10 protein-coding genes are annotated in these 17,694 nt (G+C 72.7%); 5 read left to right on the top strand and 5 right to left on the bottom strand.

Annotated elements, in window-relative coordinates; translation table 11 throughout:
• Positions 1 to 38 precede the first annotated feature (38 nt).
• Positions 39 to 3,044, bottom strand: a complete 3,006-nt coding sequence (locus tag M8C13_RS02995; protein ID WP_252478858.1) for an AAA family ATPase — start codon at positions 3,042 to 3,044, stop codon at positions 39 to 41.
• A gap of 346 nt (positions 3,045 to 3,390) precedes the next feature.
• On the opposite strand from M8C13_RS02995, the gene M8C13_RS02990 reads away from it, so the two are divergent.
• The gene (locus M8C13_RS02990) at positions 3,391 to 7,122 is read left to right on the top strand and encodes a hypothetical protein (RefSeq protein ID WP_252478857.1); all 3,732 of its coding nucleotides are present in this window, start codon (positions 3,391 to 3,393) and stop codon (positions 7,120 to 7,122) included.
• A 28-nt stretch (positions 7,123 to 7,150) separates the two neighbouring features.
• On the opposite strand, the gene M8C13_RS02985 is transcribed toward M8C13_RS02990, so the two are convergent.
• Complete coding sequence (locus M8C13_RS02985; protein ID WP_252478856.1) at positions 7,151 to 7,330, bottom strand: hypothetical protein; 180 nt, start codon at positions 7,328 to 7,330, stop codon at positions 7,151 to 7,153.
• Between the two features lie 135 nt (positions 7,331 to 7,465).
• On the opposite strand from M8C13_RS02985, the gene M8C13_RS02980 reads away from it, so the two are divergent.
• Positions 7,466 to 8,611: a GIY-YIG nuclease family protein gene (locus M8C13_RS02980; RefSeq protein WP_252478855.1), complete on the top strand. Its 1,146-nt coding sequence runs from the start codon at positions 7,466 to 7,468 to the stop codon at positions 8,609 to 8,611.
• Here M8C13_RS02980 and lnt read toward each other — a convergent pair.
• The 3 genes from lnt to M8C13_RS02965 form a co-directional block, all read right to left on the bottom strand.
• The gene (gene lnt, locus M8C13_RS02975) at positions 8,542 to 10,134 is read right to left on the bottom strand and encodes an apolipoprotein N-acyltransferase (protein WP_252478854.1); all 1,593 of its coding nucleotides are present in this window, start codon (positions 10,132 to 10,134) and stop codon (positions 8,542 to 8,544) included. The genes M8C13_RS02980 and lnt overlap by 70 nt on opposite strands.
• 158 nt (positions 10,135 to 10,292) lie before the next feature.
• The gene (locus tag M8C13_RS02970) at positions 10,293 to 12,083 is read right to left on the bottom strand and encodes a S8 family serine peptidase (protein ID WP_252478853.1); all 1,791 of its coding nucleotides are present in this window, start codon (positions 12,081 to 12,083) and stop codon (positions 10,293 to 10,295) included.
• A 133-nt stretch (positions 12,084 to 12,216) separates the two neighbouring features.
• Entirely contained in the window at positions 12,217 to 13,251 is a 1,035-nt protein-coding gene (locus M8C13_RS02965) for a helix-turn-helix domain-containing protein (RefSeq protein ID WP_252478852.1), read from the bottom strand.
• A gap of 95 nt (positions 13,252 to 13,346) precedes the next feature.
• On the opposite strand from M8C13_RS02965, the gene M8C13_RS02960 reads away from it, so the two are divergent.
• The 3 genes from M8C13_RS02960 to M8C13_RS02950 are packed head-to-tail and all read left to right on the top strand — an operon-like array spanning position 13,347 to position 17,694.
• Complete coding sequence (locus tag M8C13_RS02960) at positions 13,347 to 14,243, top strand: alpha/beta hydrolase (RefSeq protein ID WP_252478851.1); 897 nt, start codon at positions 13,347 to 13,349, stop codon at positions 14,241 to 14,243.
• Positions 14,240 to 15,991 carry an ABC transporter ATP-binding protein gene (locus tag M8C13_RS02955; protein WP_252478850.1) on the top strand — a complete coding sequence of 584 codons (1,752 nt, stop codon included), beginning with the start codon at positions 14,240 to 14,242 and terminating at the stop codon, positions 15,989 to 15,991. Before M8C13_RS02960 ends, M8C13_RS02955 begins: the two co-directional genes overlap by 4 nt.
• The gene (locus M8C13_RS02950) at positions 15,988 to 17,694 is read left to right on the top strand and encodes an ABC transporter ATP-binding protein (RefSeq protein WP_252478849.1); all 1,707 of its coding nucleotides are present in this window, start codon (positions 15,988 to 15,990) and stop codon (positions 17,692 to 17,694) included. Before M8C13_RS02955 ends, M8C13_RS02950 begins: the two co-directional genes overlap by 4 nt.

Here is a 17,694-nt window from a genome sequence, read left to right as displayed (position 1 = left end):
CCCGCCCGCCTCACCACGGGCGGGCAGGACTTCCGCGCTTACAACCGCCAGGTCACCGGGGTCGCCGGGCGGTAGCGGCAGATCGAGCCGGTGAACACCGAGGCGCGCAGGTGCGCGGCCAGCTCGGGATGGCTGGAGTCCAAGCGGCGCAAGGTGTCCCGGATGCGGTTGGTGACCGCCTTGCGGGCGCGCTCGGCCTCGTCGCCGAGGCGGCGGGAGCGGCCGAGCAGGCCGGTGGCCGTGCGGAGTTCCTCAATCAGGGCCTGCCGTTCCTGCTCCAGGCGTTCGGCGCGGGCGTCGTCGAAGGCGTCCTCGATCTGTTCGTCCAGGGCGGCCAGTCGGGCTCGGTAGGCGGCTTTGGCGGTGTCGTCCAGGACCGGGTCGCTGCCCAGAGCGGGGGCAGAGCCGGGGGAGAGCAGTTGCACGGCAGGGGCTTCCCGGTCCGGCGCGCTGAGTAGGTGGTGCAGGTCTTGCAGGCCCTTGGCGTCGGGCAGGTGGGTGGTGTGCCCGGCGAAGGTGAGCTGCCAGCCGGTGGGGGAGCGGCGGAAGACGTTGTCCGGGGCCGGGATGGGGTCGCTGGGCTGTCCGGCGGGGGCGTGGTCGCGCGGGGGCGCGGCCACCGGCTGGGGCAGGGTCATGCCGAGTCCGGCGGCTTCCCGCTCCGCTTCCGCCAGTAGCGCCGTGCCAGCGGGATTGCCCTGGGCGAGCAGGATGTGAGCCAGGTCCGCGTGAGCTTCCGCGGCCCAGGGCCGGGCTCCTAGCGTGGTGGCGGCGGTGAGGGCGGCTTCGGCGTGCGCGGTGGCTTGCGGCCAGTCGCCCATGGCGGTGCTGAGCTTGGCCAGCCAGGTGCGCACCGGGGCCTCCAGCACGACCGTGCCGGTGATCGCCCAGCGGTCGGCCTGCGGCAGCAGCTCGGCGTGGATCTCGGCGAGCCGGTCCGGATCACCGGAGAGCAGGGCGGTCTCCACCCGCAGGCGCAGCCAGAGCGCGGTGCTCCACCGCGACGGCGTGCCCTCCTCGGCCAGCAGGCGGGTGGCGGTGGCCAGGTCGCCGCGCCGGGTGGCGGACAGGCCGTCGAGCAGCGGCATGAACCGCGGGTCCCGGCCGGCCAGCACGCGGTCCAGGTCGGTCAGGTCGCCCTGGCGGACGGCGATGGCGGCCCGGTGCACCGTCCACAGGTCGGCCGCGGTGAAGTAGGGCTGGTCGCCGATGCCGCGGGCCTGGTCGGCGTGCGCGCGGGCGGCGGTGAAGTCACCGCGCAGGGTGGCCAGCAGGCACTGGACGACCTCGGCCTCGTGCCGGTGCACCGGCAGGCCGCTCTGCTCGGCCATGGCCAGCAGCCTGCGGTGGAAGGCCAGGTGCGCCGGGTCACCCAGCTCCAGGTAGGCCCCGGCCCGCCAGGCGGTGGCCTCGAAGGCCAGGTCCTCGTCCTGGGTGCGCTGGGCCAGCTCCAGCAGCTCGGTGGTCAGGTCCAGGCGGGTGTGCACGGTGTCCATCGACCACAGGAAACCGAGGTGGTTGAACAGGGCGAAGCGCAGCGCGTTGTCATCACCGGCCTGGCGGGCCAGGTCGGCGGCGTGCCGGGCCAGTGCGCTGGCGGTCTGGTCGTCCCCGGCGGGGGAGCCGGGCAGCAGCCTGGCGTGCGTCTCGCGGATGAAGGCCAGCTGGTCGGGGTCGGCGCTGTCGTTGCTGGTCAGCCAGGTCAGGGTGAGCGCGGTGCGGGTCAGCAGGTCGGGGTCGTCCAGGTCGCGGGCGGTGGCCATCGCGGTGCGGAAGGCCGCGCGGGCGGTGCCCCGCTCCCCGGCCAGGTGCGCCGACTCGCCCAGGTGCAGCTGGACCCGGTTGCGCTCGGTCTCCCGCGCGTGCGGCAGCGCGTTGCGGTAGTGCCGGGCGGCCTCGTCGAAGGCGAACCGGGCGGTGGCGTCCTGAGCGGCGCGCAGCTGGTGCCGCAGCACCTCGGCCGAGGGCAGCGCGGCCGCGCCGTGGTGGGCGTGGTGGGCCAGCTCGGCAGGCATCAGCAGCTCGTGCGCGATCTCGGCGCGGATCACCGCGGCGTGCCGTTCGGCCGGTGTGGACAGTCCACTTCGGACGGTGTCGCGGAGCAGCTCGTGCTGGAACCGCACCTGCTCGCCCTCGGCCCGGATCAGCCGCGCGGCCAGCGCCTGGTCCAGCAGCCGGGCCACCGGCAGCCCGGGGTGCAGCGCGGCGAGCAGGTCGCGGTGCGCGCTGCGGCCCAGGATCGCCACCGTGCCGAGCAGGTCCACCACCTGCTCCGGCAGCCGGGACAGCCTGCGCCGCAACAGGGCGGTGATGCCGGGGTCCAGGGTGTCCAGCGAGCTGCCGCCCTGCCACAGCCGGGCGGTCTGCTCGACGAAGAACGGGTTGCCCTCGGTGCGCCGGTGGATCCGGGTGACCAGCTCGGGCTCGGGGTCCAGGCCGGTGGTGCGCTGGATCAGCGCGCCGACCGCCTGCTCGTCCAAGCCGCCCAGCGGCAGCTGGACCGCCTTGGCGGACAACGCGGGCAGGGTGCCGGCCAGCGGGTGGCCGGGGTCGTTGACCTCGCCGTCCCGGTAGGTGGCCACGATGGCCAGCGGGGTGCGCGCGCTGTGCTGGACCACGAACTCCAGCAGGGCCACCGAGGCGGTGTCGGCCCAGTGCAGGTCCTCCAGCACCAGCAGCACCGGCGTCCGCGCGGCCAGCGTGGTCAGCAGCCCGGTCAGCGCGTCGGCCAGCGGGAACGCCGCCGGTTCCCGCTCACCCAGCAACGCCTCCAGCGCGGGAGCCGCGGCGGCCCACTCGGCGGGGGTGGCGGCGGCGCGCAGGGCACGGCTCACCTGCACCCACGGCCACCGGTCCGGCACCCCCGCATCGCCCCAGCACGCCCCGGTGAGCACCAGCGCGCCGGTCTCCGCGGCCACCGCGCTGACCAGGCTGGTCTTGCCGATCCCGGCCTCCCCGGTGACCAGGGCGAACCCGCCGCCGCGCACCAGCGAGCACAGGGTGGCCGAGGCCGTGTCGCGACCGAGCAGCTCTGGGGTGAACACGCTCCCATTATCGCGGGAGCGCGACGGTCACGGAATCTTGACCTGTTTGTTTCCCCGTCGACCGGGCGCGGATATCCTTTCCGTGAATTCGACGGAACGGATCCGAGCGTTCGCCGTCTCGCGGTCATCCGATTGTCGGATGACTCGTCGCGCCTGGTAGACCGCCCGTCGCTGTCGTTTCGCTCACATCCAAGTTCTGGATGCGGGTGTCGCCACAATTGCCCACCGGCTATCGTTGCCGGTCGGTACCAGGGGTATCAAAAGCTTCCGGCACTGGCCGCGATTTCCGGTCCGGTCCTGCCGTACACTAACTCGTCACGACGGGATGGTCACAGGAAGGACGGTAGTGCCGCGGCCAGAGCTGCCAGTGGATCCGGATGCCGGAGAGTTGCAGCGTTTCGCCTACGAGCTGCGGCGGTTGCGGGAGAAGGCGGGCAACCCGTCCTACCGGGACCTCGCCCGCGTGGTGCACTACTCGGTGAGCACGCTCTCCGAGGCCGCGCGCGGCCGCCGGCTCCCCAGCCTGGCGGTGACCCTGGCCTACGTGCGCGCCTGTGGCGGCCGTGAGGAGGAGTGGGAGCAGCGCTGGCGGGAGCTGGCCAAGGAGATCGACCTCGGCGCGCTGGCCGGGCTGGAGCCGGAAGCCCAGGACTCGCCCTACGTCGGGCTGACCGCCTTCGGGCCGGGGGACGCGGACCGCTTCTTCGGCAGGCAGGTCCTGATCGACCAGGTGCTGGACCTGCTCGCGGCGCGGCCGCTGGTGGTGGTGGTCGGGGCCTCCGGTTCCGGCAAGTCCTCGCTGCTGCGGGCCGGGGTGCTGCCCAGGCTGACCGAGGGCGTGCTGCTCACCCCTGGCCCGCATCCGATGGACGAGGTCGCCTTCCTGCTCGACGGCGCGCGCCCGGCCGAGGGCGAGCTGGTGCTGGTGGTGGACCAGTTCGAGGAGCTGTTCACCCGCTGCCACGACCCGGCCGAGCGGCAGCGTTTCGTCACCGCGCTCACCTCGGCCGCGGCCACCACCGGCGGCCGGATCAAGGTGGTGCTCGGGCTGCGCGCGGACTTCTACGCGCACTGCGCCCGCTACCCGGAGCTGGCCGAAGCCTTGCAGGACGGGCAGATCCTGGCCACGCCGATGACCGCGGAGGAGCTGCGGCAGGCGATCACCCGGCCCGCGGTCGGCGCGGGCTGCGCGGTGGAGACCGCGCTGGTGGCCCGGCTGGTCAGCGAGGCGGCCGGGCAGCCTGGGGTGCTGCCGCTGCTCTCGCACGCGCTGGTGGAGACCTGGCGGCGGCGCCGCGGCAACACCCTCACCCTGGCCGGTTACGAGGCCAGCGGCGGGATCGAGGGCGCGATCGGGCAGACCGCGGAGACCGTCTACAACAGCTTCACCGAGGCCCAGCAGGACCTGGCCCGGCAGGTGTTCCTGCGGCTGATCGAGCTTGGCGAGGGCACCGAGGACACCAAGCGCCGGGTCTCCCGCGCCGAGCTGGACACCGGCGAGGACGACCTGACCGTGGTGCTGGAACGCCTGGCGCAGGCCAGGTTGCTCACCCTCAACCAGGACAGCGCGGACCTCGCGCACGAGGCGATCATCCGCTGCTGGCCCAGGCTGCGGGAATGGCTGACCGAGGACCGGGACGGGCTGCGCACCGCGCGCAGGCTCGGCGAGGCCGCCGAGGAGTGGGAGCGGCTGGACCGCGACCCCGGCGCGCTCTACCGCGGCGCGCAGCTCGCCCTGGCCACCGACTGGGCCCAGCGCGGCCGGGACCGGCTGCTCAACCACCGGGAGGCCGACTTCCTGGCCGCCAGCGCCGCCGCCGAGCAGAAAGAGGTGCGCAGCAGGCGGCAGCGGGACCGGCGGCTGCGGCAGCTGGTGGCGCTGCTGACCACGTTGCTGCTGCTGGCGGGCGCGGCCACCGGGTACGCGGTGTGGGCCCAGCAGGAGGCCACCGCGCAGCGCACCGCCGCGCTGGCGCAGAAGGCGGTGGTGCAGGCCGAGGCGATCCGGGCCAGCAACCCGGCGCTGTCCTGGCAGCTGCGGCTGGCCGCCTACCGCACCGACGGCTCGCGGGAGGCCGCCGACAGCGTGCGCGGCACCTCCGCGGAGGCCTTCAGCACCAGCATCACCGCGCACAGCAGGGCCACCTCGGCCACCCTGTTCCACCCCACCGAGCCGATCCTGGTCACCGCGGGCGCCGCCGATGACAAGGTGGTGCGGGTGTGGGACGTGCGGGACCGGAACCGGCCCCAGCTGCTGTCCACAATGGAGGGTCATCTTTTCGGGCTGCACAACGCGGAGTTCAGCGCCGACGGCACCATGCTGGCCACCGCGGGCCTGGACCGCAACATCCGGCTGTGGGACCTCAGCGATCCGCGCCGCCCGCGTTCGCTGGCCCTGATGGCCGGGCACGGCGGCAACATCCAGGACGTCTCCTTCAGCGCCGACGGCCGGGTGCTGGCCAGCGTCTCGGTGGACAAGACGTTGCGGCTGTGGGACATCGCCAACCCCGAGCAGCCGCAGCAGCTCAGCGCGACCGAGGCGCACACCGACCTGGTGCACGGGCTCGATTTCAGCCCGGCCCGTCCGCTGCTGGCCACCGCGGGCTGGGACGGCGCGGTCAAGCTGTGGGACGTGCGCGATCCGCGCCGCCCGCGCGAGCTGCCCTTCCCCGGCAGGCACACCGACGGCGCGCAGGACGCGCTGTTCAGCGCGGATGGGAACCTGCTGGTGACCACCGGCAGCGACCGGCTGGTCAAGCTGTGGGACGTGCGCGACCCGGACCGCCCGGTCGAACTGTCCACTGTGGCCGGTCACCTGGACTCGGTGCACGCGGTGGCCTTCGCCCCCGGCGGCCGGGCGCTGGCCACCAGCAGCGCGGACTCCTCGACCCGGCTGTGGGACATCACCGACCCCCGCCAGGTGCGCGAGCTGGCCGTGCTGCGCGGGCACACCGACGCGACCTGGCGCGCCTCGTTCAGCCCTGACGGCATCACCCTGGCCACCAGCAGCGACGACCACACCGTGCAGCTGGCCGACCTGCGCCGCCAGGGTCTGCCTCAGCACGAGGACGCGGTGACCACGCTGGCCTTCACCCCGGACGGCAAGACGGTGGTCACCGGCGGCCGGGACCGCATGGTCAACCTGTGGCAGGTCACCGGGGACGGCCTGGTGGAGCCGGTGGCCCGGCTGAACCAGCACCAGGGGCCGCTGGAGACGGTGGCGGTGAGCCAGGACGGCAAGTACCTGTTCACCGGCGGGCTGGACCGCGTGGTCAAGATCTGGAGCCTGGCCGATCCGGCCCAGCCCAAGGAGATCTCCACCCTGACCGGGCACGAGAACGCGGTCGGCTCGGTGGACGTGCACCCCGATGGCACCCTGCTCGCCACCGGCAGCTGGGACAACCGGGTCGGCCTGTGGGACATCCGCGACCCGGCCAAGCCCGGCAAGCCGCTGATGCTGGTCGAGCACGGGGTCGACGTGCTGGAGGTGCGGTTCAGCCCGGACGGCAAGCTGCTGGCCTCGGCAGGCATGGACGGCGTGGTCCGCCTGTGGGACCTGACCGACCGCGGCGCGCCCAGGGAGGTCAACGCCCTGCGCGAGCACCCCGGCGGCGCCTACCGGGTCGCCTTCAGCCCGGACGGCACCAAACTGGTCACCCTGGGCGGCGACCGCAAGGTCCGCCTGTGGGACATCACCGACCCGGCCGGTGAAGAGGCGCTGGCCGAGGTCGGCGACTCCAGGACCACCGTCCAGTCGGTCACCTTCAGCCCCGACGGCCGGACCCTGGCGCTGGCCGGCAACGAGCGGGCCATCCGGCTGTTCGACCTGGCCGACCCGCGCGCGCCGAGGGAGTACGCGGCGCTGCGCGGTCACGGCGAGACGATCCAGCAGATCCAGTTCAGCCCGGACGGCAGCCGGATCGGCAGCGTGGGCAGCGACCGGACCTTGCGGATCTGGGACATCGACGTGGAGCGGTCGGCGGCGCGGATCTGCGCGATGGCGTATCCGCGGATCACCGAGCAGGAGTGGGAGAAGTACCTGCCGGGCCTGGAGTTCCGGCCGCCCTGCCCGGAGTGAGCGCGGCGGGCGTCTTGTGCTGCCGGGGTCAACGGCGGCTGGAACGCCAGAGCGTGTAGAACGTGATGGCGACTGTGCTGACCACGCCTAGCGCCGCTTCGCCAGCAGTCAGGTAGACCGCGGTGGCGATGGCAAGCAGCGACAGGAGCGCGACGAGGTCGAGGACGCGGTCGCGGGGCCGGGTCGGGGAAGGCTCGTTCGGAGTCATGGGCCTAGCTGAGCACAGCATCATGAGTGGTTCATCCACCTAGAACGATGCGGAACAGATCCGAACGCACTAGATCGTTCTGTGCTGCTGAAACCGCATCGCGCTCGTTCTATATCGTTCGGCTACCCTTCACTCATGGACCATGAGGGCGACCTGCTGGCCGGGCTGAGAGAGCTGCGCGTGGACTGTGGCGAGCCGAGTCTGGCGACCGTGGCCAAGATCGCTACGGAGAGCTGCGCCTTCGTGGTTTCGAAGACGACGCTCAGCGAGACCCTGGCGGGAAAGCGGAGGCAGCTCAAGCTGGACTTCGTCAGGGCCTTTGTGCGAGCCGTACTCCTGCACCGGGACCGGGCGGATCCGGACCGGTTCGCTGCGCATGACGAGGTAGTCCGTGCATGGGAGGAACGGTGGCGACTGGCTCGTCGAAGCGCTCCGGAGACATCGGTCGCGCCCGAGCCTGCGCCTGTGGTCAGTGGGCCTGTTGAGCCATGGGTCCGGGAACCGCTCCGGTCCGGCGACCGGCTGAGGCTGAATTGGCGGGCACCACAGCAGGATTCGTTCGGCGACCGGCGACCGGCTCCTAAGCTGCCACTCCGGGTACGGCGCTTCCGTGATCAACTCAGCCGGGCGCTGGCGGCCGAAGACGGTCAGGGGCGAGCCTGGGCAGATGCCAGGTACGGCTGCTACGTCTTCTACGACATCAACCAGAACCCGATCTACGTTGGGCAGACCCGCGAAGGCTTGAGCACCAGGATCCGCAGGCATCTGACCAACCGGCGCACGGACGCCGTTACCTTCAACATCCTGGACGTGGACGAGGTCGCGGAAATCGAACTGTGGCCGCTTTGGGAGTGGCAGGAGCACCGCGGGGAAGACCGGGTACAGGCGACCAGGGATCTCGACCTGCTGGAGCGCGCGGTTTATCGGCGAGCGGTGAACGAGAACAGGCTGGGCGTGTTGCTCAACGAAAAGACGCCCCCCAGGCTCAGTGAGATTGATAGGGAGCTGCCCCGGTCGTTCCGCTTCGATCTGCTCGATGAGGAGATGCGCGTCGAGCGAGCTGACCTGGACGTGCTCTTGGCGCGGCGTGCGGAGACTCTGGCGCGGTTGACCGCCCAGATTCGCGATCGTGGGCTGGTTAGTTCTGGCATGCGGCGGGCAGCGGTTGTGCAGGCGGCTCGGTTGTTCCAGACCGCAGTTGAGCGGTACGGCTACGCGGCCGGTTGGCCGGATCCTGATGTGGTCTCACTCGACTTGCGCGCACTCTTCGAGGACGACTGACGGATCCCCGCGGCGACCGCGAGCAGGCCCAGTGCGATCAGCACGATCTCCGTCCACGGCCCCAGCCGGTCGGCCACCGTGACCGAGCTGCGCAGCGGCAGCGTCTCGGTCAGCGAGCCCGAGGTGTACATCTCCAGCGACTGGGTCACCGTGCCGTCTGGCCGGACCATGGCGCTGACGCCGCTGGTGGCCGCGACCACCACCGCGCGGCCGTGTTCCACCGCGCGCAGGCGGGCCATGGCCAGCTGCTGGTAGGTCATGTCGCCGCGGCCGAACCAGGCGTTGTTGGTCGGCACGATGAGCAGCTGGGCGCCCTGGTCGACGTTCTCGCGCAGGACGTAGTCGTAGGCGACCTCGTAGCAGATGGCCACGCCCAGCGGGGCGCCCGCGACGGTGAGCGGGCCGGTGCGGGTGCCAGCGACCAGGTCGGGGACGTCGACGAAGGGAGTGATCAGGCGGGCCACGTCGCGCAGCGGGATGAACTCGGAGAACGGGACCAGCTGCTGTTTGGTGTAGCGGGGGCCCTGGCCGGTGGCCGGGTCCCAGCTGACCACCGCGTTCTCCTGGCCTGCCGGGGTGCGGTACAGGCCGCCGATCAGGGTGGGCACGCCCAGGTCGGCCACGGCGGCGTCCAGGACCGGGTCGGGGCCGTTGATGCGGGTGGTGGACTCCGGCCACACCACCAGATCGGGCTTGGGGCCGGCGTCGGTGCGGATCTTCTCGGCCAGGATCCGGCTGGCTTCCAGGTGGTTGCGGCGGATCGTGGGCAGCTCGCTGAGCAGGCCGATCCCCGCGTCGGGGGCGTTGCCCTGGACCAGGGCGACCGTGCGGGTGCCCTGCTGCGCCTCGACCCCGACCAGCGGCCAGGCGGCCAGCGCGGCGACCACCGGCAGCACGACCGGGGCGGCGGTGGCAAGCCAGCCTCGGACGGACAGCCGGGTGCGGGCGCGCAGGATCAGCGCGGCCAGGCCGAAGCCGGTCAGCGCGACCGCGAAGGTCACCAGCGGCACCCCGCCGACCGCGGCCAGTCCCAGCAGCGGCCCTTCGACCTGGCCGAAGCCGAGCTTGGCCCAGGGGAAGCCGCCGTAGGGGACCCGGCCGCGCAGGGCCTCGGAGAGCACGATCAGCGCGGCCGGCCACACCGGTCCGCCGGGCAGGCCCGCGACCAGCGGGAACAGCGTGGTGACCACGGCGATGTAGAGCGCCATCAGCAGGCTCAGGCCCAGCCAGGGCCAGGGGCCGAACTCGCGGCCGAGGAAGTCCTGCAGCCAGAACAGGTGCAGCAGGAAGAACGTGCTGGCGAAGACCATGCCGTAACCCGCGGCGGCCCGTTTGCGGCGTTCGTGCAGGACCAGGCCGAGCACGGCCAGCGCGACCGGCGCCAGCCACCAGCTCCGGTACGGCGGGAAGCTGAGGTAGAGCAGCACCCCGGCCAGGATCGCGGCCGGTACGCGCAGCAGCCAGGCGCGGTGGTCGCGGGCGGGTGCGGGCGTGCCAGGAGAGGCCGACCTCGTGCGTCTCAACCCGGCAACCACCGGCTACCTCCTCCTCCGAGCTCCGGTGACGATCTCAGCACGCCGGAACCGGGGCGAGCACACCGGGGCCGTCGCGGGCACGGCAAGCGGCCCGTGCGTGGTTGGACGCACGGGCCGCTCTCCCCCTGCCCGGAGGAGTACTGGGGTCAGGCGAAGCAGAACGCCTGGTTGGCGCCGAAGCTCCAGCACTGCACCTGTTTGGTGGTCGAGTTGCTGTTGCCGGTCTTGTCGGTGACGGTCAGCTTGATCGAGTAGCTGGCCTGCTTGGCCGGGTAGTCGTTGGCCGCGGTGACGCCGGTGCCGGTCTTGCCGTCGCCGAACTCCCAGGCGTAGCCGCTGATGTCGTTGTCGGGGTCGGTGCTGCCGGAGCCGTCCACCGAGCACCGGTTGCGCTGGCAGGAGACGGTGAAGGAGGCCACGGGCGGCTGACCGGCCGGGGGCTTGCCCGCGCGGACGGCCTTGGTGACCGGGGCGGAGGTGGCGCCCTTGTCGTCGGTGACGGTCAGGGTGACCCGGTACTCGCCGTCCTTGGCGTAGGTGTGCGCGGGCTTGACGCCGTCACCGGTGTTGTTGTCGCCGAAGTCCCACTTGTAGCCGGCGATGCTGCTGCCGCCGGTGCCGGGCTTGGAGGCGGAGGCGTCGAAGGAGCAGGTCAGCGAGCTGGCGCAGTCGCCGGTGAAGTCCGCCGTGGGCTTACCCGGCTCGGTGCCGCCGCCGAGCTTGCTGACGTCGAGGAACTTGTTCGGCGAGCCGGGGCCGGGGTTGCGCACCACACCGGACTGGGCGTTGTTCACCAGCGCGTCCCTGACCTGCTGCGGGCTGGCGCCGGAGTTGCCTGCCAGGTACAGCGCGGCGGCGCCGGTGACGTGCGGGGCGGCCATCGAGGTGCCCTGCATGCCCTTGCTGCCGGTGTTGCTGGAGTTGCTGGCGGAGTTGATGTTGGAGCCGGGCGCGTAGATGTCCACGCAGGTGCCGTGGTTGGAGTAGCCGGCCTCGTTGTTCTGCTCGTCCTGGGTGGCCGCCACGGTGATCACCTCGGGCACCTTGGCCGGGCTGACGTTGCAGGCGTCCTGGTTCTCGTTGCCCGCGGCCGCGACCCAGGTGATGCCGGCCGCGATGGAGTTCTTGATCGCCCGGTTGATGCCCTCGGGGTCCGCGCCCGCGCCGCCGGAGGTCCAGCTGGCGTTGGCCACCGCGGGCTTCTTCGCGTTCTGGGTGACCCAGTCGATGCCCTTGATCGAGGCGGCGTCCGGGCCGTTGCCGTCACAGCCGAGCACCTTGACGCCGACGATGGTGACGTCCTTGGCCACGCCGTAGGCCTCGCTGCTGGAGGTGCCGCCGGTGTGCGAGCCGTGGCCCTGGTCGAACTGGCCCTTGCAGTCGTTGACGTTGTTGTCGTTGTCGATGAAGTCGTAGCCGGACTTGGCCCTGCCCTCGAAGGAGACGTGGTCGGTGTTCAGCTCGGTGTCGGTGTTGTAGACGGTGACCCCGGTGCCGACGTTGGGGTACTTGTAGGTGCCGTCGTTGGCGCCGTCGACCTGGTCCAGCCCCCACGGGGCGTTCGGCTGCTCCCCGGCGGGCGCCTTGACCGCGGCCGAGCGCACCCACAGCGACTGCTGCACGAACTCCACCCGGGGATCGGCCGCCAGCCGCTGGGCCTGGGCCGCGGACATCTTCACCGAGAACCCGCGCAGCGCCGCGGAGTAGGCGTAACCCAGCTGGCCGCCGTAGCGCTGGGCGAGCTCGGCGGACTCCGCCTGGACCGAGGCCGCGGCGTCGGCGGCCAGCGAGGTGGCGCCGTGCAGGCCGACGATGTACTGGCCGGGGATCGAGTCCGGCGCACCCGCGTTGAGCACCACGCCACGTGGCTCGGCCTGGGCCGCGTGGCCGGTCAGCACCAGGGCGGTGGCGAGCAGGAGGCTTCCGAGTGTTCGCATGCCGTGCTCCGTTTTCGTAGCAGGGAAACGGATGCACTGATCATGGTGAGGGGGTCGCGGGGGAACAATCCGAGGACCTATCCGTAGTGGTACGGATTTATTGCCCGGGTGCCTGCTCCACAGGGCGGGGACGTCAGCCTCCGCGCAGTCGCCAGGCGGTGAGCGCGAGCCGGGCCCTGGTCAGTCCGGCGGGCTCGGTCAGCTCGATGCCCAGGGTCCGGCCGATCTGGGTGAGCCTGCGGGCGACGCTGCTGTGGTGCAGGTGCAGCGTGTCGGCGGCCTGGCGGACGGAACCGGTGGCGCAGTAGGCGTCCAGGGTGTCCAGGTCGTCGCCTGCGGTGGCCAGGCGGTCGATCGCGGTGACGTCTTTGTTGTCCCGCAAGGCTTCCTGGGGGATGTGCGCGAGCAGGGCCAGTGCGCCCAGGTCGTCGTGGTGCACCACGGGCTGGCGGTCAGTGGTGAAGCGCAGCGCGGTGCGGGCCTGCTGCCAGGACCGGTCGGGGCGGTCGGCGGCGCCGATGCCCGCGCGGGTGCCGTCCGGGAAGCGGGCCGGGTCCACGGTGGGGGCCAGGATGACGCCGGCCTCGGCCAGTGGCGCGGCCTTCACCGGGTGCGCTGGGCAGATCAGGCCGCCGATCCGGTCCAGCGGGCGGGGTGAGCGGACCGCGATGGCGCGCAGCGGCAGGTCGGCGGGGAAGCCGAGCAGGCGCAGGGCGCGGGTCCTGGCCGCGTCGTCGGTGCCGGGGCTGATCACCAGTTCGATCAGGGCCGGGTCGGCCATGGTGGTGCTGGCCGGGCCGTAGCGTTCCAGCACCGCGGCCGCGCCGAGGGCCAGGCGGTCCAGCAGCAGCTCGTCCAGGGGACCGGGCGGGGTGGGGCGCTCCAGCCAGACCGTGCCGATCTCCTCCTCGTCCAGGGTGATCGGCGTGCTGGTGGAGGCGGGTGCGGGTGGGGTGGGGGCAGGGCGACCGTCGGGGCCGACCCTGATCACCCGGCCGGTGCCGTGCAGGCGGATCCCGGCCACGCACTCGGCCAGCGCGGCCGAGGCCCTGGCCAGCGCGGGCAGGTCGACCCGCCGGCGGATCAGGGTGTCGAAGTACATCACCACCCGCAGCGCGCCGCCCGCCTCCGAGTCCAGGTGCGACAGTCGCTGGGCCAGTGCCTCCACGCACCGGAGGATAGCGACGATCGGCGCGCGCGGGTGGTGGAATGCGCGACGCCCGGCGGACGAACTCAGCGGGGGAGCCGGGCAGCATTCCCGGCATGGATCCCGAACTCGAAGCGTTCCTGCCCATGTTCCCGGTGTCCGACCTGTCCGATCCGGTCGCGGCGCGGGCGAAGCTGGCCGGGGTGATCGCCTCGGTGCCGCCGCCGGACACCTCGGAACTGGAAGTCGAGGACCACCTGGTGCCCGCGGATCCGCCGGTGCCAGTGCGGGTCTACCGGCCGCCGCACGCCAGGGGCGCGGTGGTCTGGCTGCACGGCGGCGGTTTTGTCATGGGGGACGTGCACACCGAGCACCCGTGGGCCGCCCGGCTCGCGGACAGCTCCGGCGAGACGGTCATCTCGGTGGGCTACCGGCTGGCCCCGGAACACCCGTTCCCGGCCGCCTTCGACGACGCCTACGCGGTGCTGGCCTGGGCGGCGCAGAACGCGGACCAGCTGGGCATCGACCCCGGCCGGATCGCGGTCGGCGGGCACAGCGCCGGTGGCGGCATCGCGGCCGCGGTGGCCCTGCGGGCCCGCGACGAACAGCGGCTGCCGGTGTGCTTCCAGCTGCTCAACCAGCCCGCGCTGGACGACCGGCAGGAAAGCTGGTCAGCCCGCACCTTCACCGACACGCCCTGGTGGAACCGGGCCAAGAGCACCGCGGCCTGGGCGCACTACCTGGGCGGCGCGCCCGCCTCGCCGTACGCCGCCCCGGCGCGGGCCGCGGACCTGACCGGGCTGCCACCGGCCTACATCGCCACCGCCGAGCTGTGCCCGAACCGGGATGAGGACATCGCCTACGCGCTGCGCCTGTTGCAGGCCAACGTGCCGGTCGAGCTGCACCAGTGGTCCGGCACCTTCCACGGCTCGCACGCGCTGATCTCCGCGGAGATCTCGCAGCGGCAGAACGCCGAGCTGGCCGGGGCGCTGCGCCGGGCGCTGGCCGGATGAGCGCGATGCCGGAACCGACCCCTGGCGTGGCCGCCTTGCTGCGCCCCTACCTGGGCGGTTTCGCCTTTGTCCTGCTGTCCCAGCTGATCGGCGCGATCGCGGGACTCGCCCCACTGCTGGCGGTGGTCGAACTGGGCCGGGTGCTGCTCTCGCCGGGGCCGATCGACCACGGGCACGTCTGGCTGGTGGTGCTGCTGGGCGCGGCCGGGATGCTCATCCGGCTGCTGGGCACCGCAGCCTCCTCCGGGGTCGGGCACCTGCTGGACGGGCGGGTGCAGCTGGCTTTCCGGCGGCGGCTGGCCGCGCACCTGGGGCGGGTGCCGATCAGCTGGTTCGCCCGCCGCCGCAGCGGTGAGCTGGCCACGGTGGTGGAGCAGGACGTGAGCGCGATGCACCCGCTGATCGCGCACGTGCCGGGCGAGCTGGTCTCCGCGTTCGTGGTGCCACTGGTGTCGCTGGCCTACCTGTTCACCGTGGACTGGCGGCTCACCCTGATCACGTTGATCCCGCTGGGTCTGGCGGTGGCGCTGATCCCGCTGATGTCGGCCCCGTCCCTGCGGCGCGCGGAGGTGGCGCGGGACGCGGCGATGGCGCGGATCTCCAGCGCCGCGGTGGACTTCGTGCAGGGCATCGCGGTGGTCAAGACCTTCGGCGGCGGCGAGCGCGCGCACCACGAGTTCCGCGCCGCGGCCGAGGACTTCGCCGAGGTCCTGCGCCGCTGGGTGCGCGGAGCCTCCCGGATCGCGGCCGGGCTCCAGCTCGCGCTCTCGCCGCCGTTCGTGCTGCTGGTGGTGCTCATCGGCGGCACCGCGTTGATCACCGGCGGCTCGCTGGCCCCGGCCGACCTGCTGCCGTTCCTGTTGCTGGGACTGGGTTTGACCGCGCCGCTGGCCGCGGTCGGACACGGCCTCGACCCGGTGCAGACCGCTCGGCGCGCCCTCGGCCGCATCCGCGACCTGCTCGCGGTGCCGCCGTTGCCGGAGCCGGAGAATCCTGTTGCGCCGCAAGGACATCAGGTGGAGCTCCGGGACGTGCGGTTCGGCTACGAGTCCGGGCACGAGGTGCTGCGCGGGATCGACCTGGTGCTCAAACCCGGCACGGTCACCGCGATCGTCGGGCCCTCCGGCAGCGGCAAGTCCACCCTGGTCCAGCTGCTGCCCCGGTTCTTCGACCCCGACCACGGCGCGGTCCTGCTCGGCGGCGTCGACCTGCGCGACCTCGGCAGCCAGCAGCTACGCAGGATGGTTTCCTTTGTCTTCCAAGACGTCCGGCTGCTGCGCGCCTCGGTGGCCGACAACATCGCCCTGGCCGTGCCCAGCGCCGACCGCGCCGAGGTGGAACGCGCGGCCCGGCTGGCCTGCGTCCACGACCGGATCCTGGAGCTGCCACGCGGCTACGAGTCGGTGATCGGCGAGGACGCCGGGCTCTCCGGCGGTGAGGCGCAGCGGATCGCGGTGGCCCGCGCGCTGCTCGCGGACGCGCCCGTGCTGGTGCTGGACGAGGCCACCGCCTTCGCCGACCCGCGCACCGAACAGGCCGTGCGGCAAGCACTGTCCACAATGGCCAGTGACCGGACGCTGCTGGTGATCGCGCACCGCCTGGAGACCGTAGCCGAGGCCGACACCGTGGTGGTGCTGGACAACGGGGTGATCGCCGAACAGGGCAGCCCGGCGGAGCTGCTGGCACAGCACGGAAAGTTCGCCGAGTTCTGGCGATCCCACCACTCCGCGACGGGAGACAGTCGATGATCCGCACGATGTTGCGCGTGCTGGGCGAGCAGCACGCCCGCCCGCTGCGCCGCACGGTGGCGCTGATGACGGCCACCGCGATCGCCGAGGGCCTGTCCTACGCGCTGCTGGTGCCGGTGCTGCGCGCGCTGTTCAGCGAGGATCCCGCTGCCGCCTGGCCGTGGCTGCTCGCCTTTGGCGCGGCGGTCGCCGGGTACGCGGTGCTGCGCTACGTGGGCGACCTGGCCGGGTTCCGGGTCGGGATCTCGTTGCTGCGCGGGATGTACCGCCGCCTCGGCGACCACCTGGCCCGGCTGCCGCTGGGCTGGTTCACCGCGGGCCGGGTTGGCGAGGTGTCGGTGCTGGCCAGCCAGGGTGTGTTGCAGGCCATGGGGATTCCGGCACACCTGCTGGGCCCGTTCATCTCCGCCAGCGTGACCCCGCTGACCATCGTGGTCGTGCTGCTGGCCTACAACTGGCAGCTGGGCCTGGCCGCGCTGCTCGCCGCGCCGGTGGTGGCGGCGACGCTGGTCTGGACCGGCCGGTCGATGGCCCGCACCGACGCCGAGCGCACCAGGCTCGGCGACGAGGCCGCCGCGCGCGTCATCGAGTACCTCCAGGCCCAGCCGGTGCTGCGGGCCGGTGGCCGCACCACCGAACGCTTCCGGCTGCTCGACGACTCGCTGCACGAGCTGCACCGCTCCGCCCGCCGCGCCGTGCTCTCCGTGCTGCCCGGCGCGGTGGGCCTGACCGTGACCGTGCAGGCGGTGTTCACCGCGCTGCTGGCCCTGGGCGCGCACCTCGCCCTGGGCGGGCAGACCGGGGTGGCCGAGGTGCTGGCGGCCCTGGTGCTGGCCGCCCGCTGCGCCGATCCGCTGCTCACCCTGACCGACCTGAGCGGCCAGCTCCGCGCCGCCCAGGTGGACCTGACCAGGCTGGACACCGTGCTGCGCACCGAACCCCTGCCCGAAGCCGCCGAGCCGGTCGAGCCCGCCCACCACGGCCTGGAGCTCGACGCCGTCACCTTCCACCACGACAACCGCAAGGTCATCAACGACCTGTCGCTGACCGTGCCCGCAGGCCAGCGCCTGGCCGTGGTCGGTCCGTCGGGCGCGGGCAAGACCACGTTGCTGCGCCTGCTCGCCCGCTTCTACGACGTCGACGCCGGGACGGTCCGCCTGGGTGGCGCGGACGTGCGCGAGATCGGCCCCGAGGCGCTGATGTCCCGGATCGCCATCGTCTTCCAGGACGTCTACCTCTTCGACGGCACCATCGAGGACAACATCCGCCTCGGCCGCCCCAGTGCCACCGAGGCCGAAGTCCGCGCGGCGGCGACCGCGGCCCGCCTGGACGAGGTGGCCAACCGCCTGCCGAACGGTTGGTCGACCCAGGTCGGCGAGGGCGGCGCCCGCCTGTCCGGCGGCGAACGCCAGCGCGTCTCCATCGCCAGGGCCCTGCTCAAGGACGCGCCCATCGTGCTGCTGGACGAGGTGACCTCCGCGCTGGACCCGGTGAATGAGGCGGCCGTGCACGCGGGCATCCAGCGCCTGATGGCCGGCCGCACCGTGGTTCTGGTGGCGCACCGGCTGAGCACGGTCCGCAGCGCCGACCGGGTGGTGTTCCTGGACGGCGGCCGGATCGTGGAGTCGGGCAGCCATGAGGAGCTGCTGGCCAGGGGCGGGCGCTACGCCGGGTTCTGGGAGATCGCGATGACCCCGGGCTGA

The organism is Crossiella sp. SN42, from assembly GCF_023897065.1.
GTDB lineage: Bacteria > Actinomycetota > Actinomycetes > Mycobacteriales > Pseudonocardiaceae > Crossiella.
This window is presented reverse-complemented; position numbering and strand designations above follow the sequence as displayed.

Excerpts from the sequence above, each read along its gene's own strand:
- M8C13_RS02985 (WP_252478856.1), bottom strand. The coding sequence starts at position 7,330 with ATGACTCCGAACGAGCCTTCCCCGACCCGGCCCCGCGACCGCGTCCTC.
- M8C13_RS02970 (WP_252478853.1), bottom strand. The coding sequence starts at position 12,083 with ATGCGAACACTCGGAAGCCTCCTGCTCGCCACCGCCCTGGTGCTGACC.
- M8C13_RS02960 (WP_252478851.1), top strand. The coding sequence starts at position 13,347 with ATGGATCCCGAACTCGAAGCGTTCCTGCCCATGTTCCCGGTGTCCGAC.
- M8C13_RS02950 (WP_252478849.1), top strand. The coding sequence starts at position 15,988 with ATGATCCGCACGATGTTGCGCGTGCTGGGCGAGCAGCACGCCCGCCCG.
- M8C13_RS02980 (WP_252478855.1), top strand. The coding sequence starts at position 7,466 with ATGGACCATGAGGGCGACCTGCTGGCCGGGCTGAGAGAGCTGCGCGTG.
- M8C13_RS02955 (WP_252478850.1), top strand. The coding sequence starts at position 14,240 with ATGAGCGCGATGCCGGAACCGACCCCTGGCGTGGCCGCCTTGCTGCGC.